General features: G+C 70.4%; 17 protein-coding genes. 13 read left to right on the top strand and 4 right to left on the bottom strand.

The window, feature by feature from the left end; translation table 11 throughout:
- Positions 1–49: 49 nt before the first annotated feature.
- Complete coding sequence (locus P6F26_RS17030; RefSeq protein ID WP_278029909.1) at positions 50–811, top strand: hypothetical protein; 762 nt, start codon at positions 50–52, stop codon at positions 809–811.
- A gap of 45 nt (positions 812–856) precedes the next feature.
- Here the strand turns inward: P6F26_RS17030 and phnF are convergent, their stop codons facing one another.
- Positions 857–1,573 (bottom strand): phosphonate metabolism transcriptional regulator PhnF, encoded by a 717-nt coding sequence (phnF, locus tag P6F26_RS17025; protein WP_278029908.1) that lies wholly within the window; start codon positions 1,571–1,573, stop codon positions 857–859.
- Between the two features lie 97 nt (positions 1,574–1,670).
- Here phnF and phnG point away from each other — a divergent pair, with 97 nt between their 5' ends.
- The 7 genes from phnG (at position 1,671) to phnN (ending at position 6,989) form a co-directional block, all read left to right on the top strand.
- On the top strand, positions 1,671–2,159 hold the full coding sequence (phnG, locus tag P6F26_RS17020) for a phosphonate C-P lyase system protein PhnG (protein ID WP_278029907.1): 489 nt from the start codon (positions 1,671–1,673) through the stop codon (positions 2,157–2,159).
- On the top strand, positions 2,156–2,725 hold the full coding sequence (gene phnH / locus P6F26_RS17015) for a phosphonate C-P lyase system protein PhnH (protein ID WP_278029906.1): 570 nt from the start codon (positions 2,156–2,158) through the stop codon (positions 2,723–2,725). Before phnG ends, phnH begins: the two co-directional genes overlap by 4 nt.
- 3 nt (positions 2,726–2,728) lie before the next feature.
- Positions 2,729–3,820 carry a carbon-phosphorus lyase complex subunit gene (locus P6F26_RS17010; RefSeq protein WP_278029905.1) on the top strand — a complete coding sequence of 364 codons (1,092 nt, stop codon included), beginning with the start codon at positions 2,729–2,731 and terminating at the stop codon, positions 3,818–3,820.
- Positions 3,821–4,075: 255 nt separating this feature from the next.
- On the top strand, positions 4,076–4,906 hold the full coding sequence (locus tag P6F26_RS17005) for an alpha-D-ribose 1-methylphosphonate 5-phosphate C-P-lyase PhnJ (RefSeq protein ID WP_278029904.1): 831 nt from the start codon (positions 4,076–4,078) through the stop codon (positions 4,904–4,906).
- Positions 4,907–4,985: 79 nt separating this feature from the next.
- Positions 4,986–5,756, top strand: a complete 771-nt coding sequence (gene phnK / locus P6F26_RS17000; protein ID WP_278029903.1) for a phosphonate C-P lyase system protein PhnK — start codon at positions 4,986–4,988, stop codon at positions 5,754–5,756.
- 7 nt (positions 5,757–5,763) lie between these two features.
- Complete coding sequence (phnL, locus tag P6F26_RS16995) at positions 5,764–6,447, top strand: phosphonate C-P lyase system protein PhnL (RefSeq protein ID WP_278029934.1); 684 nt, start codon at positions 5,764–5,766, stop codon at positions 6,445–6,447.
- Positions 6,444–6,989 carry a phosphonate metabolism protein/1,5-bisphosphokinase (PRPP-forming) PhnN gene (phnN, locus tag P6F26_RS16990; RefSeq protein WP_278029902.1) on the top strand — a complete coding sequence of 182 codons (546 nt, stop codon included), beginning with the start codon at positions 6,444–6,446 and terminating at the stop codon, positions 6,987–6,989. The genes phnL and phnN overlap by 4 nt, the downstream gene beginning before the upstream one ends.
- Here phnN and P6F26_RS16985 read toward each other — a convergent pair.
- Entirely contained in the window at positions 6,971–7,672 is a 702-nt protein-coding gene (locus P6F26_RS16985; RefSeq protein ID WP_278029901.1) for a DUF1045 domain-containing protein, read from the bottom strand. The genes phnN and P6F26_RS16985 overlap by 19 nt on opposite strands.
- Positions 7,673–7,682: 10 nt before the next feature.
- Here P6F26_RS16985 and P6F26_RS16980 point away from each other — a divergent pair, with 10 nt between their 5' ends.
- The gene (locus tag P6F26_RS16980; RefSeq protein WP_278029900.1) at positions 7,683–8,849 is read left to right on the top strand and encodes an alpha-D-ribose 1-methylphosphonate 5-triphosphate diphosphatase; all 1,167 of its coding nucleotides are present in this window, start codon (positions 7,683–7,685) and stop codon (positions 8,847–8,849) included.
- A 75-nt stretch (positions 8,850–8,924) separates the two neighbouring features.
- Here P6F26_RS16980 and P6F26_RS16975 read toward each other — a convergent pair whose 3' ends face one another.
- Positions 8,925–9,758 carry a sugar phosphate isomerase/epimerase family protein gene (locus P6F26_RS16975; protein ID WP_278029899.1) on the bottom strand — a complete coding sequence of 278 codons (834 nt, stop codon included), beginning with the start codon at positions 9,756–9,758 and terminating at the stop codon, positions 8,925–8,927.
- A 23-nt stretch (positions 9,759–9,781) separates the two neighbouring features.
- Positions 9,782–10,933, bottom strand: coding sequence for an alpha-D-ribose 1-methylphosphonate 5-triphosphate diphosphatase (locus P6F26_RS16970; RefSeq protein ID WP_278029898.1), 1,152 nt, complete (start codon positions 10,931–10,933; stop codon positions 9,782–9,784).
- A 379-nt stretch (positions 10,934–11,312) separates the two neighbouring features.
- On the opposite strand from P6F26_RS16970, the gene phnD reads away from it, so the two are divergent.
- The 4 genes from phnD to phnE (P6F26_RS16950) all read left to right on the top strand — a co-directional run bounded on the left by phnD (position 11,313) and on the right by phnE (P6F26_RS16950) (position 14,975).
- Positions 11,313–12,233 carry a phosphonate ABC transporter substrate-binding protein gene (phnD, locus tag P6F26_RS16965; RefSeq protein ID WP_278029897.1) on the top strand — a complete coding sequence of 307 codons (921 nt, stop codon included), beginning with the start codon at positions 11,313–11,315 and terminating at the stop codon, positions 12,231–12,233.
- Between the two features lie 117 nt (positions 12,234–12,350).
- Positions 12,351–13,151 (top strand): phosphonate ABC transporter ATP-binding protein, encoded by an 801-nt coding sequence (gene phnC, locus P6F26_RS16960; protein ID WP_278029896.1) that lies wholly within the window; start codon positions 12,351–12,353, stop codon positions 13,149–13,151.
- Positions 13,152–13,164: 13 nt separating this feature from the next.
- A complete protein-coding gene (gene phnE / locus P6F26_RS16955) occupies positions 13,165–14,121 on the top strand; it encodes a phosphonate ABC transporter, permease protein PhnE (protein ID WP_278029895.1) in 957 nt (318 codons plus the stop codon).
- Positions 14,118–14,975, top strand: coding sequence for a phosphonate ABC transporter, permease protein PhnE (gene phnE, locus P6F26_RS16950; protein WP_278029894.1), 858 nt, complete (start codon positions 14,118–14,120; stop codon positions 14,973–14,975). Before phnE (P6F26_RS16955) ends, phnE (P6F26_RS16950) begins: the two co-directional genes overlap by 4 nt.
- Positions 14,976–15,134 lie beyond the last annotated feature (159 nt).

Below are 15,134 nucleotides of genomic sequence, written 5' to 3'. Positions count from 1 at the left end.
GCCGGGACGGACCGTTGATCCTGCGACGGATCCGGGAAGGAGAATTGCCATGGCCGAGGCGGGACAGGACACCGAACTGCTCGAGGACGGAGACATCTTCTTCCTCTTCAGGCCGAAGGTGGACGAGGACGAGCCCTCGGGCGCGGATGACGTCCAGCGGTTCTACATCGCGCTGCGCCCGCGCGGGGGGCATGACGTGCGCCTGTGCGTCGTCGGCCGCAAGCACATGCCGGACGTGGGCGAGCACGAGCGCGTCTGGGGCTTCGTCGACCTGGTCACGGACGACGAGCGGAAGATCGAGGGCGCGCTTCGCGAGGAGACTTACGAAACCAAGACCCGCGGCGAGCGGACGCGACCCGCCGTGCGTCCCGCGGGCGAGGGCGCCTACGCCGTCACGCTCGAGGACGGGCAGATGCACCTGTCCTACGAGCTGGAGCTGCCCGAGGATCCGGGCAGCGTGCAGAAAACCTTCGCGATCGCCCCCAAGGCGAGCTTCGCCCTGTCGGTGAAGAACCCCGAGAAGGGACAGCCGAAAGGCGCGGGCCTGCAGGACGAGGACAAGGCCGACTATCCCGAGCGCCTGCAGGAAAAGTTCGGCGACCGCAGGTTCGACCGCGAGGACGTGGAGCTTCTGAACCGCGAGGGCGCGGAGTTCGTGATGGTGGGCGCGCGGCGCGATCCCGAGAAAAGCTATGGCGTCGATCTCCAGGCGGAAGACGAGGATTACGAAAGCTCCGACACCGCGCGGCGGATGCGCCTCGTGAAATCGCGCCACCCCGCGAAACCGCTTCTGGAAGGCGGATGGGGCTGACGCCGGATCGCGGCGCGCGCGGGGCGCGGCGATGGGTCGAACCGGTCAGGCGTCGCCCGGCCCGAGCGTCAGCGCCACACGGTCCGCCGCGAACCAGGTCCGCCCGTATTCGAGCGGCTTGCCGTCGCCGTCCACGTTGACGCCGACCGTCCGAAGGACCGGCGCGCCGGGGGCGAGCCGCAGCTGGGCGGCCATCGTCGGGCTGGCGGCCTTGGCCGTGATCTCGGTGCGCTCGCGCATGTAATCGTCGATGCCGTGCGCCTCGAAGGCCGCGGTCACGGACCCCGTCTCGCGGAGCGCGTCCAGCATCGCGGGCAGGCGGGCGGCGGGAAACACCGAGCGCGATACCGAGAACGGCACCCCGTCCGACAGGCTCAGCGCCTCGTAGACGTGAACCGGGGCCTCGGGCGCGAGGCCGAGCGCCTCGGCCTCGGCGGGGCCTGCAGCGCGCGTCTCAAGAAGCAGCACCGTCTTTTCGGGAACGCGGCCGGCGGCGAGCAGGTTCTGGTGGAACCTGACCCGGCGGCCGATCGCATAGGGCGTGGGGCGGTGCTGGACGAAGACGCCCGCGCCGCGCCGCGCGTGGACCGTCCCCGCCTCGGCCAGCGCCGCGAGCGCGCGCCGCACCGTGTGACGGTTGACGCCGAAGCGCGCGGCAAGCTGCGCTTCGGTCGGCAGCCTGTCGCCGGGGCCGTACTGCCCGCGCGAGATGTCATGGGCGATGCTGTCGCGGATGGCGGTCCAGAGTGCCGGTCGTGCCAAGGTGTCACCAAAACTTCATGCCGACGCCCTTGCACCAAGGGGCGGGCTCGGGGTAAGAATTTGTATAGTTGTATATATAAATGGACAACCGAGCAAGATGTCGAATTCCACGCTTCACGCCACTGGCGGCGCGCAGGGAACGGAGCGCCGCCGCGCAAGGCTGTCCACGCTCGCCAAGGCGCAGGACGACGTGCTTCGGGCGCTCTGGGAGGGGTGGCTGGAAGAGCGCGCGGTGCCCGCCCATGAGGTCCTCAGGTCGCCCGAAATCGGCACGGTCATGGTGCGCGGGCGGGCCGGCGCGACGGGCGCGCCCTTCAACCTCGGCGAGATGACGGTGGCGCGCGCGTCGGTTCGGCTTGGCAACGGCACGGTCGGCCACGGCCACGTTCAGGGCCGCAGCAAGGACGCCGCCCTCATCGCCGCGCTGGTCGACGCGCTGTCCGAGGCGGGCGAGGCCGACGCGCTGGACGCCGCGATCCTCGCGCCGCTGCGCCGGGCCGCCGAGGCGCGTCGCACGGACCGCGCCGAGAAGGCGGCGGCGACACGGGTCGAGTTCTTCACGATGGTCAGGGGGGACAACGCATGAGCGCCTCGCATCTCGACGGCGGTTTCGCCGATCCGCCGCGCCACGCGGCCCATGCCTTTCGCGGCGCGCTCCAGGCGTTGTCGCGGCCCGGCCGGATCGAGCGGCTCGACGGCGCCGCGCCGCCCGCGCCGTGTTCGCCGGCCGCGGGCGCGCTTCTTCTGACGCTGTGCGACACGACCACGCCGCTTCACCTCGCGCCCTCGCACGACAGCGAGGATCTGCGCGGCTGGATCGCCTTCCACACCGGCGCGCCGCTGGTTCCGGCCGAGGCGGCGTCCTTCGCCCTGGGAACCTGGGAGGCGCTTGCGCCCGTGTCGCGCTTCGCGTTTGGCACGGCTGAGTATCCCGACCGCGCCGCGACGCTGATCGTCGAGGTCGCGCGGCTCGAGGCGGCGGGCGCGCGCCTGACCGGCCCCGGCATCGAGACGAGTGCGGCCCTGTCGCTGCCGGAGATCGGGGCGTTCCGCGAGAACCGCGCGCGCTTTCCGCTGGGCTTCGACTGTTTCTTCACCTGCGCGGACCGCGTGGCGGGGCTGCCGCGCTCCACCCGTGTCGAGGAGGGCTGAGCGATGTATGTGGCGGTCAAGGGCGGCGAGCGGGCGATCGACAACGCCCATGCATGGCTCGCGGAGGAACGGCGCGGCGATCCGGGCGTGGCCGAGCTTGGCGTGGCGCAGATCCGCGAGCAGTTGAGCCTCGCGGTGAACCGCGTGATGGCCGAGGGCTCGCTGTTCGATCCCGACCTCGCGGCGCTGGCGATCAAGCAGGCGCGGGGCGACCTGATCGAGGCGGTGTTCCTGATCCGCGCCTACCGCACGACGCTGCCGCGCTTCGGCGCTTCGCGTCCCGTGGACACGGCCGCGATGGACTGCGACCGGCGCATCTCGGCCACGTTCAAGGATCTGCCCGGCGGGCAGGTTTTGGGGCCGACCTTCGACTACACCCACCGGCTTCTCGACTTCGCGCTCGCCGCCGAGGGGATGGAGGTGCCGGTGCCGGACCGAGGGCCGGCGGCCGAGGCGCCGATGCCCCATGTCACCGACTTCCTCGCCCGCGAGGAGCTGATCCAGGGCGAGCCCGAGGGCGCCGCCACCCCGCGCGACCTGACGCGCGAGCCGCTCGACTTTCCCGCCGACCGGCCGCTGCGCCTTCAGGCCCTGACGCGCGGCGACGAGGGCTTCGTGCTGTCGATGGCCTATTCCACGCAGCGCGGATACGGGCGGAACCACCCCTTCGTGGGCGAATTGCGCATCGGAACCGTTCCGGTGGAAATGGATATCCCCGAACTCGGCTTCTCGATCGAGATCGGCGAGGTGGTGCTGACCGAATGCGAGACGGTCAACCAGTTCACGGGCTCCAGGACCGAGCCGCCGCAGTTCACGCGCGGCTACGGCCTGGTGTTCGGTCAGACCGAGCGCAAGGCGATCTCGATGGCGCTGGTGGACCGCGCGCTCCGCTGGGAGGAGCTGGGAGAGGACGACGTGGGCGCGCCCGCCCAGAACGCAGAGTTCGTGCTCTACCATGCCGACAACGTGCAGGCGACGGGCTTCCTCGAGCACATCAAGCTGCCGCACTACGTCGATTTCCAGTCCGAGCTGGAGCTGATCCGAAGGCTCAGGCGCGAGGCGGCGGACGGCGCGCAACGGGAGGCCGCGGAATGAGCCCGGTCGCCTCCGCCTCTCCCGTCCCCGCCGCCGACGCCGTCGATGAAGCCGGGGCTATGCTCGCAGAACTTCGCCGCGTCGCTCTCGGGCCAGTTCGCGATGATCGCCAGGCGTCCCGTCAGGAGGGCGAAGATCCCTCCCGGGATGACGAACATCCATCCGTCCGGCAGTCAGCTCTCCCGTTCGGGTCGAGACGATGCGTGCGGAAACCGGAGACTTCGTGTCGCCGAAGGTCCGCAGGAGGAGCCGCCCATGTCTGACTACAACTTCGCCTATCTCGACGAGCAGACGAAGCGGATGATCCGCCGCGCCATCCTGAAGGGCGTCGCGGTGCCGGGCTACCAGGTGCCTTTCGCCTCCCGCGAGATGCCGATGCCCTACGGCTGGGGCACGGGCGGCGTGCAGGTCACGGCCGCGTGCCTCACGCCCGACGACACGCTCAAGGTCATCGACCAGGGCGCCGACGACACCACGAACGCGGTCTCGATCCGCAAGTTCTTCGAGAAGACGGCCGGGGTCGCGGTGACCGGAAGGACGTCGGAGGCGACGATCATCCAGACCCGCCACCGCATCCCCGAGGCGCCGCTGACCGGCGAGCAGATCCTCGTCTACCAGGTGCCGATCCCCGAACCGCTCAGGTTCCTCGAACCCTCCGAGGTCGAGACGCGCAAGATGCACGCACTGGAGGATTACGGTCTGATGCACGTCAAGCTATACGAGGACATCTCGCGGCATGGCGAGATCGCGACGGCCTATGCCTATCCCGTGAAGGTCGAGGGGCGCTACGTCATGGATCCCTCGCCGATCCCCAAGTTCGACAACCCCAAGCTGGAGAGCGCGGCGCTGCAGCTGTTCGGCGCGGGGCGCGAGCAGCGGATCTACGCGGTGCCGCCCTGGACGAGGGTGGTGAGCCTCGATTTCGAGGATTATCCCTTCGATCCCTCGAGGGCGCCGCATCCCTGCGCGCTCTGCGGGGCGGAGGACACCTATCTCGACGAGGTCATCACAGACGACGCGGGCGGGCGGATGTTCGTCTGCTCGGACACGGACCACTGCGCCTCGCGGCGGGGAGAGGCGGCATGAACCGGCCTCACCTGGCGGCGTGGCGCGCATGGACGGGCGACGATTTGCGTATTTCGGGAAAGATGAAGGGGCAGGGGGCATGACACCGCTTCTGGAGGTGAAAGACCTCACCAGGACCTATGGCGGGCGCGTCGGATGCGCCGACGTCTCGTTCTCGCTCTGGCCCGGGGAGGTCCTGGGCATCGTGGGCGAGAGCGGGTCGGGCAAGTCGACGCTTCTGAACTGCCTTGCGGGGCATCTGCCGCCCGACCGTGGCGAGGTGATCTTCGACACCCGCGCCGAGGGGCCGCGCGATGTGCTGGCCATGTCCGAGCCCGAGCGGCGGATGCTGGGGCGCACCGACTGGGCATTCGTGCACCAGAACCCGCGCGACGGCCTGCGGATGCGCATCAGCGCGGGCGGCAACGTCGGCGAGAGGCTGATGGCGGTGGGCGCGCGGCATTACGGCGAGATCCGGGGCCAGGCGCTCGACTGGCTGGAGCGGGTGGAGATCCACGAGGACCGGGTGGACGACAGGCCCTCGGCCTTTTCGGGGGGGATGCAGCAGCGGCTTCAGATCGCGCGGAACCTCGTGACGGGGCCGCGGCTGGTGTTCATGGACGAGCCCACGGGCGGGCTCGACGTGAGCGTGCAGGCGCGGCTTCTGGACCTGATCAGGGGGCTGGTGCGGCGCATGGGCCTGTCGGCGATCGTGGTGACGCACGACCTTGCGGTGGTGCGTCTTCTGGCCGACCGGCTGATGGTGATGAAGGACGGGGCGGTGATCGAGACGGGGCTGACCGACCAGGTTCTCGACGATCCGCAGGCGGCCTATACGCAGCTTCTCGTCAGTTCGGTCCTGCAGGTGTGAGATGGCGATGATCGAAGTCGAGAACCTTGGAAAATCCTTCACGCTGCACAACCAGGGCGGCGTGACGATCCCCGTGATCGATGGCGCGGGCTTCGCCGTCGCGGCAGGCGAATGCGTGGCGCTGACCGGTGCGAGCGGGGCGGGCAAGTCCACCGTAATACGTATCCTCTACGGCAATTACCTGGCGCAGGCGGGACGGGTGTCCATCGGCGGGCTCGACATCACCCGCGCTGCGCCGCGCGAGATCCTGGCGCTTCGGCGCGAGACGCTGGGATACGTGTCGCAGTTCCTGCGCGTTGTGCCGCGGGTGCCGACGCTCGACGTGGTGGCCGAGCCGCTTCTGGCGCTGGGACGGCCGGAGGAGGAGGCGCGGGCGCGGGCGCGGGAGCTGTTGACGCGACTGCGCATTCCCGAGGCGCTCTGGTCGCTGTCGCCCACGACCTTCTCGGGCGGCGAGCAGCAACGGGTGAACATCGCGCGCGGCTTTGCCCATGCCTGTCCCGCGCTCCTGCTCGACGAGCCCACGGCGAGCCTGGATGCGCAGAACCGCGAGACGGTGCTGGGCCTGATCGAGGAGGCCAAGGCGGGCGGCGCGGCGATCGTGGGCATCTTCCACGACCTCGAGGCTCGGTCTCGCGTGGCCGACCGCGAGATCGACGTGACCGGCTTCTCGCCGGGGGCGGCCGCGTGACGGCCGGGCGCCTCGTTGCGGTCGTCGGGCCTTCGGGCGTCGGCAAGGACAGCCTGATCGATGCGCTTTGCGCGCGGCGACCCGACCTTCACCGGGTGCGGCGCGTGATCACGCGGGCGCGCGAGGCGGGCGGTGAGGACCACGAGACGGCGAGCCCCGCGCTGTTCGCGGCGCGCGCGGCGGGCGGCGACTTCGCGCTGCACTGGAAGGCGCACGGGCTGAGCTACGGCGTTCCCGCGACGGTGCGCGACGTGCTGGAGACGGGGCGCGACGCGATCGTGAACCTGTCGCGCGGCGTGCTGTCGAGCGCGGCGCTGCGGTTCGAGGCGCTGCACGTGCTGCATGTCACCACCCGGCCCGACGTGCTCGCCTCGCGGCTGGCGGGGCGCGGCCGCGAGGGGCCAGCCGAGATCGCGCGGCGGCTGTCGCGACCCGCGCCGCCAATGCCCGAGGGGCTTCGCATCATCGAGATCGACAATTCGGGCCGCCTCGAGACGGCGGTCGACGCCGCGCTTGCCGCGCTCTATCCCGAGAGGGTATAGCGGTGCGCGAGGTGGAAGCGTCCCTCCGGGTCCTCGCCCATGAGGCAGAGGCTGCCGATCCTGAAGGGGGCCGGCAGAAGCGGCGCGAAATGGGCGGCGAGCGCGTCGCGCGCCCGGTCCGCGTCGTCGCGGTGCAGTTTGCCGGTCAGCGTGAGGTGGAAGCGGAATTCCTCCATCACGTAAGGATAGCCCCAGCTTTGCAGAAGCGCGTCCTGCCGCTGGGTAAGGCCCGGCTTGCGGCGGCGGGCGAGCTCGGCCGCATCGGGGCGCGCGCGGAACGGATCGAGCGCCTCGACGGTGGCGGCGGCCAGATCGGCGAGCGCCGCGCTCGGCTCGACGGGCACGACGGCGACGAAGCCGCCAAGGCGGCGCACCTCGAGGGCGGGGATCTCGACGGGGGCGCGCGTGGCGCAGAAGGCGCGGGCGGCGGCGTCGAGCGCGGCGGCGTCCGTTCCGGCCGCGAGGCGGAACGGCGGCTTGATCGTTCCGTGAAAGCCGTATTTCCTCGGCGTCGCGGTCAGGTCCGCGGGATCGCCCGGAAGGCCGTCGACCGCGGGCTGCCCGGCCGCCTCGCCGCGCAGGCTGTCCCATCCGAGCCAGGCCGCGCCCGCGCGGTAGAAACCGCCCTCGGGCACGACGTAAATCCCGTAGCGCCGATACTCCGCGCTGCCGTCAACCTGCATTGAGACCTCCATGGCGAAAGACCAGTCCGTGATGCCCCAGACGACCACCCTTGCCAATGCGCGGCTCGTGCTCGCGGGCGCCGAGATGCATGGGCGCATCTCCTTTCGCGGCGGCGAGATCGTGGAGATCGCGCGCGGCGGCGGCGTGCCCGATGGGGCCACCGATTGCGGCGGTGACATCGTGACGGCGGGCCTCGTGGAGCTGCACACCGACAACCTGGAGCGGCACATCCGGCCGCGCCCTTCGGCGGACTGGCCCCATGCCGCGGCCATCGTGGCGCATGACGCGGAGCTTGCGGCCTGCGGCATCACCACCGTCTTCGACGCGATCCGCGTGGGCTCGATCGAGGGCAAGGGCGGCGTCGGCTGGTCGCGCTACGCACGCCGGCTGGCGAGCGAGCTTCTGACGATGCGCGCCGGCGGGGCGCTGAAGATCGGCCACCACCTGCACCTGCGCGCCGAGATCTGCTCGCAGTCGCTGGTGGAGGAGCTGGCCGAGTTCGGGCCGGAGGACCGTATCGGGATCGTGTCGCTGATGGATCACACGCCCGGCCAGCGGCAATTCGCGGATATCGGCCAGTACCGGACCTACATGATGGGCAAGCACGGCATGACCGAGGCGAAGTTCGAGGAGCATGTCGAGACCCGGACGGCGCTGGGCGCACGGGTGCGGCCCGAGCACGAGGCGGCCGCCGTGGAGGCCGCGCAGAGGTTCGGCGCGGTGCTTGCGAGCCACGACGACACGACGGCCGATCACGTCACGCGCTCGGCGGCGCACGGGGTCGGGTTGGCGGAGTTCCCGACGACGGAAGAGGCAGCACGCGCCTGCAGGGCGCATGGCATCGCGGTCATGATGGGTGCGCCGAACCTGATCCGCGGCGGGTCGCATTCGGGCAATGTCTCGGCCGCGCGGCTGGCCGAGGCGGATCTTCTGGACATCATGTCCTCCGACTACGTGCCCTCGGCGCTGCTTTACGCGGCGACGCGGCTGGCGGAGATCTGGCGCGACCTGCCGCGGGCGATGGCCACGGTCAGCGCGGCGCCCGCGCGCGCGGCCGGCCTTTCGGACCGGGGCGTGCTGGCCGAGGGGATGCGCGCGGACCTCGTGCGGTTCACGACGGTGGAGGGCGTGCCTGTCCTTCATGGCGTCTGGTCCGCGGGCCGGCGCGTGGCCTGAGCGGCACGGCGCGGCGCGCGCGAGGGGCAGGCCGGGCGATGCGTATTTTTCGAAAGATGAAGGGGCGGGGGCGTGTCAGCGGGCAAGGCCTTCGCGCTCCAGCCATGCCATGGCGGCGGGGATATCGCCGTGATCGCGCAACTCCAGCACGAGGTGCGGATCGGCGGGGGCCGCCTGCAGCGCGGCGAAGACCGATGCCCACCTGATCGTGCCGCGCCCCGGCGCCCAGTGGCGGTCGGCGTAGCCGTCGGTGTCCTGCAGGTGCACATGGGCGAGCCATTCGCCCGCGGCGACCACGAAGTAGTCGACCGGGACCGCGCCGTGCGCACAATGCGCGTTGTGGGCGTGGCCGGTGTCGAGCGAGACCTTCACCGCCCGGCTGTCGAAGCTGCGGGCGAGCTCGAGGCGGTCGAGGGGCGAGACGTCGTCGCAGTTCTCGATCACCAGCGTCACGCCGTTGTCCGCGGCGCGGTCGACCACCTCGCGCAGGACCTCGTGGCAGGCCGCGATGATCGTGTCCCTGTGGGAGGGCGTGTTGCCCCGGCCGGGACGGTCGCCGAAGTTGCGGTCGTCCCAGATTGTGAACGGCGAGTGCACCACCATCTGCGTGGCGCCGAGCGCGATGGCGGCGTCGAGGCCGGTCAGGTAGCGCCGCGTGACGATGGGGCGCAGCTCGGGGTCGTTGCAGGTCATGGGCACGTTCACGAAGGGGCCGTGGATCCCGAGCCGCCCCGAGAAGCCGTCGAGGCGGGCCTTCGCCACCGCCGCGAGGCCCCGCCAGTCGCCGAGGAGCGCCTCGGTCGAGATGAAATCCCGGATCTCGAGATCGCGGGGCCCGTCGAGCAGCCAGTCGCGATGGTGCGGAATGTCGGCGATCTTGAGCGCCGCGCCGATCCTGAGAGGTGTCATTCGCAGCATTCCTTTCGTCGGGGTCAGAAGACCTGCCGTCCCGCGCGCCAGACGGCGTCCACGACAGGCTGCGCGCCCGCCATGCGCACGGCGACCAGATCGGCGCGCAGGCCGGGTTCGATGCGTCCGCGGTCGGCGAGGCCCGCGATGCGGGCGGGCGCGCCGCTGACCAGCGCGACGGCCTCGGGCAGGCCGTGGGGGAGCGCCGGGTCGGCGGCGAGGCGGAAGGCCGCGTCGAGGGGCGAGCGCGGGACGTAGTCGGAGGCGAGCGCGTCGACCAGCCCTTCGGCCAGAAGCGCCGCGACCGAGACGTTGCCCGACTGCGAGCCTCCGCGCAGGTAGTTGGGCGCGCCCGCGACGATCGTCATGCCCATCTCGCGCGCGCGGCGCGCGGCGGCGAGGGTCGTGGGAAACTCGCTGATCGCGATGCCTTCGCCCGCGGCCTCGGCGACATGGGCACCGGTCCGGTCGTCGTGGCTCATGAGGGGGACGCCGGCGCCGCGGGCGGCACGCACGACATGGGCGCGCACCTCGGCGCCGCGCGTGCGCGAGCGGTCGAGCAGGTCGTCCATCATGACGCGGCCGGTCGCCTCGTCGACCTCAAGCTCATGGATCATGTGCGAGAACCAGCGGTCGATGTCAGGGCTCTGCCGGTCGCCGGGCGTGTGGTCCATCACCGAGACGAGGCGGGTCAGCGGATGGCGCATCGTCGCGTCCGCGAGCGCCATCGTGGCGGGGTCCGAGATCTCGCAGCGCAGGTGCAGGAGGTGCTCGGCCCGGAACGCGCCGGCGCGCTGGCCCTCGTGGAGCGCCGCGACGAGGGGTTCGAGGATCTCGCGCCGTTCGGGCCGCTTCATCGAGGCGCCGACGGACAGGCTGTCGAGAACGGTCGTCGTCCCCCCCGCGATCACGACGGCGTCATGCGCGAGAAGCGCGGGCAGGAACGGCCAGACGACGGTGGAGCGCGGGTGGGTGTGCCGCTCGACGTGGTCGGTGTGCAGATCGACGATGCCGGGGATCAGGAACGCGCCGCCGAGGTCGCGCCCGCCGGCCGCCCGCGTCAGACCGGCGATGCGGCCCTCCTCGATACGCAGGCCGCCCTCCACGATGCCGCCGGGCGTGACGATCCGGGCGTTCGACAGCGTGACGGCGGCCGTTTGGGTATGATCGAACATCTCGGATCCTTCCTGGCTTCGCTTCGCGTTTCCATGATCCCGTGGACGTAACGCCGCGATGGCGGTGGCGTGACGTCTGCATGACGCCTCGGGCGGGCCGGTCGCGGGGCGGATCGCGCGCCCTGCGGGGGCGGGGCTGCGGCGCCTTCGGGCGATCTTGCGGCGCGCGGCCCCCGATCGCGTCCCGGCGCGGTGTGTGCACGCTCGATGTCGGCGGCGATCGCATCGGTTTCAACCGGGCGGGCCACCGTCACGCATCTTTCATCAATCCTTTGCGCTTCCATCACACAGGCCGCGTAGCCACTGGCGCGACGGGGGCGGTCGCGGTTCGGATGCGGCCGGTCCCGCGGTGCAATCCACAACCGAAGGGGACATCCCGATGATCAGACAGACCTTCCTCGCGCTCGCGATGGGCGCCACCGCACTCAGCTCCACCGCTGCGATCGCGCAGGACTGGCGCGACGAGGTTCCGGTGTTCCGCATCGGCATCCTCGGCGGCGAGAACGAGGCCGACCGCCTGCGCGAGCATTCCTGCCAGGAGGCCTACCTCGAGGAGCGTCTCGGCGTCGACGTGCAGCTTTTCCCGGCCTCCGACTATGCGGGCGTCATGCAGGGCCTCCTGGCCGGCCAGCTCGAGTTCGCGGGCCTCGGCTCGGCGGGGTATGCGGGCATCTACCTTCAGGATCCCGATGCGGTCGAGCCGCTCTACACCACGATGCAGATCGACGGATCGCTCGGCTACTACTCGGTCATGTACACGCAGGCCGGATCGGACATCATGTCGCTCGAGGACATGGAAGGCCGCAGCCTCGCCTTCGCCGACCCGAACTCCACCTCGGGCTACCTCGTGCCGCTGGCCGAGATGACCGAGATGGGCATCGATCCCGACGCCTACTTCTCGCAGACCGGCTTCGGCGGCGGGCACGAGCAGGCTGTGGTTGCGGTCCTTCAGGGCCAGTACGACGCCGGCGTGACCTGGACCAGCGGCGTGGGCGACATCGCGCAGGGCTACAGCCGCGGCAATCTGCGCTCGATGGTCGACAAGGACATGCTCGACATGTCCGAGATCCGGATCATCTGGCAGTCGAACCTCATCACCAACGGCCCCCGCGTGATCCGCTCGGACCTTCCGCAGGAGCTTAAGGACCAGGTGATGGGCGCGATGATGCAGCTGCAGGTCGTCGACCGTGCCTGCTTCGACGCGATCAACGACGGCGAATCGATGGGCTACTGGCCGATCAGCCAGGATTTCTACGAGCCGATCATCAACATGCGCCGCCAGGCCGCCGGCACGCGCTGAACCGATCCTGCGACGGGCGGGGCCGATGCCTTCATCGGCCCCGCGACCGTTTCCGGGGCGTGCGCCGCGGGGCAGAGCGCAGGCCCGGCCGTCCGTGACACCTGACAGGGGGAACCCATGCTGAAACTTCAGAAGCTGACGCGCCGCTTCGGCGACAACCTCGCGGTCGACCGCGCCAATCTCGAAATTCCCGATGGCCAGATGGTGGGCATCATCGGCCGGTCGGGGGCGGGCAAGTCGACGCTTCTGCGGCTGCTCAACCGCCTGGTGGATCCCTCCGAGGGCCAGATCCTGTTCGGCGCCGAGGATATCGCGAAGCTGAAGGGCCGCGAACTGCGCGCGTGGCGGTCCGATTGCGCGATGATCTTCCAGCAGTTCAACCTCGTCGGGCGGCTCGACGTGGTGACCAACGTGCTGACCGGACGCCTCTACGATCTGCCTGCATGGCGCTCGCTCACGCAGACCTTCACCCCGCGCGAGCGCGCCTTCGCGATCCGGGCGCTCGACCGGCTCGGCATGGCCCATACCGCGCTGCAGCGCGCCGAGACGCTGTCGGGCGGCCAGCAGCAGCGCGTCGCCATCGCGCGCGCGCTCGCGCAGGAGCCCAAGATACTGCTTGCGGACGAGCCCATCGCCTCGCTCGACCCGATGAACGCGAAGATCGTCATGGACGCGCTGCGCGACATCAACAGGACCGACGGCATCACCGTGATCTGCAACCTGCACACGCTCGACACGGCGCGCAGCTACTGCGACCGGATCGTGGGGATGCAGGACGGGCGCATCGTCTTCGACGGCACGCCGGACCTGCTGACAACGTCGATGGCGCGCGAGATCTACGGCGCCGAGGCGGACGAAGCCTTCAACGAGGCCGCCACCTCCACCGCCATCCCCACGGCCCGGCCGGTTCCGGCCTGATCGGAGATCGACAATGACCGACACTTCCTTCACCGGCCCCTTGCGGGGCGGCTCGGCGGGGGCGACCGGGGGGGCGCCGCGGGATGCCGTGGCGACCTTCGAGCGCCATCGCGCCGAGCTGCGCGCCACGCGGCGCGTCTGGAACGTCCTCGCGCTCGGTGCCTTCGCCGTCGCGGCTGGGCTGTCGATCTGGATCAGCCAGTTCTACCCCGAGCGGCTGGCCAACGGCGTCCCGCGCATCTTCGAATACTTCGCGACGATCCTGCCGGACCTGCAATGGGACGTGCTGTTCGCGGGCCGCACCGCTGACGGAAGCGCCGTGCCCGGCTCCATCACCTACTGGTACACCGATTTCTGGACCTACGCGGAGCTGATCCTCGAGACGATCCTGATGGCGATCACCGCGACGCTGATCGGGGCCGCGGTGGCCTTCGTGCTGAGCTTTCCCGCGGCGGCGAACCTCGCCCCCAACGGCTGGATCTACTGGATCTCGCGGCGGCTGCTGGAGGTGTGCCGCGGGGTGCCCGAGATCCTTCTCGCGCTTCTGTTCGTGTTCATGATCGGCATCGGCCCCCTCGCCGGCGTGCTGGCCGTCGCAATCCACACCGCGGGCGCGCTGGGCAAGCTGTTCGCGGAGGTGAACGAGAACGCCTCGGACAGGCCGATCGAGGGCATCTCCGCCGTGGGCGGCACCTGGGTCGAGAAGATGGCCTATGCCGTGACGCCGCAGGTCCTGCCCAACTTCTTCAGCTACGCGATGCTGCGTTTCGAGATCAACGTGCGCGCCTCCTCGATCATCGGCTTCGTGGGGGCGGGGGGCATCGGCCAGGAGCTGAACCGCGTGATCTCGTTCTATTCCGACGACCGGGTTCTGGCGGTCCTGATCCTCGTGGTGCTGCTCGTCACCGTGATCGACCTGATCTCCGAGCGCATCCGGCTTGGTTACATCGGACGGGAGAACTTCGCATGAGCATGGCATCCATCGCCTCGGTCACGCCCGGCCAGATCGCCGCGGCGCGCGCGGCCCATCCCGCCGCCTTCGGTACGGCAATGGGCCAGGTCAGGCGCTGGCGCTGGTTCGCGCTCGCCCTCGTCTATGTCGTGGCCTCGATGTGGTATTTCGAGTTCGGACGGCTTCTGGACGCCTCCGAGCGGGTGCTGGCGCTCCTGCGGGCCTTCGTGGTGTGGGAGGACATGGCCGGCTGGCAATACGCCAACATCTACCGCGGCATCGCCCAGACCCTCGCCATGGCGTTTCTCGGCACGCTGCTGGGCACGGCGGGATCCCTGATCCTCGGGTTCCTCGCGGCGCGCAACGTCATGCCCTTCCGCGTCGTGCGGCAGCTGGTGCGGCGTATCCTCGACGTGCTGCGCGGCATCGACCAGCTGATCTGGGGCCTCGTCTTCGTGCGCGCGGTCGGCCTCGGGCCGCTCGCGGGCGTGCTCGCGATCTTCGTCTCCGACCTCGGGACGCTCTCCAAGCTCTATTCCGAGGCGATCGAGAACATCGACCGCAAGCAGGTGGAGGGCGTCCGCGCCACGGGCGCAGGCCCCATCGCCGTCATCCGCTACGGCTACATCCCGCAGGTGCTGCCGGTGTTCATCTCCCAGTCGCTGTACTTCTGGGAGTCCAACACCCGGTCGGCCACCATCCTCGGCATCGTGGGGGCGGGCGGCATCGGCATGATCCTGATCGAGCGGTTCCGCGCATCGCTCTACGACCAGGTGGCCTTCGTGGTGCTGAACGTTCTCGTGCTGATCTTCGCCATCGACTGGCTGTCGAAGCGCATTCGCCTCTGGGCCATAGGCGCAAGGAACGAGTGAGGCGCGCCGGCCCCCGCCTTGTGCGGGGGCCGTTTTCCCTTGCAAGACGTTCCGCGTGCGACAAGCCTCGCCGCCATGCGCATCGACGCCCTGCAATACGCCAACTGGTCCGGGAAGGTCTTTCGCCAGATGCGCGAGGGGGGCGTGGACGCGGTGCAC

The sequence above is a fragment of the Roseicyclus salinarum genome, assembly GCF_029624655.1.
Taxonomy (GTDB): domain Bacteria; phylum Pseudomonadota; class Alphaproteobacteria; order Rhodobacterales; family Rhodobacteraceae; genus Roseibacterium; species Roseibacterium salinarum.
Note: the sequence above shows the minus strand (reverse complement) of the source record. Positions and strands in the feature narration are given on the sequence as shown.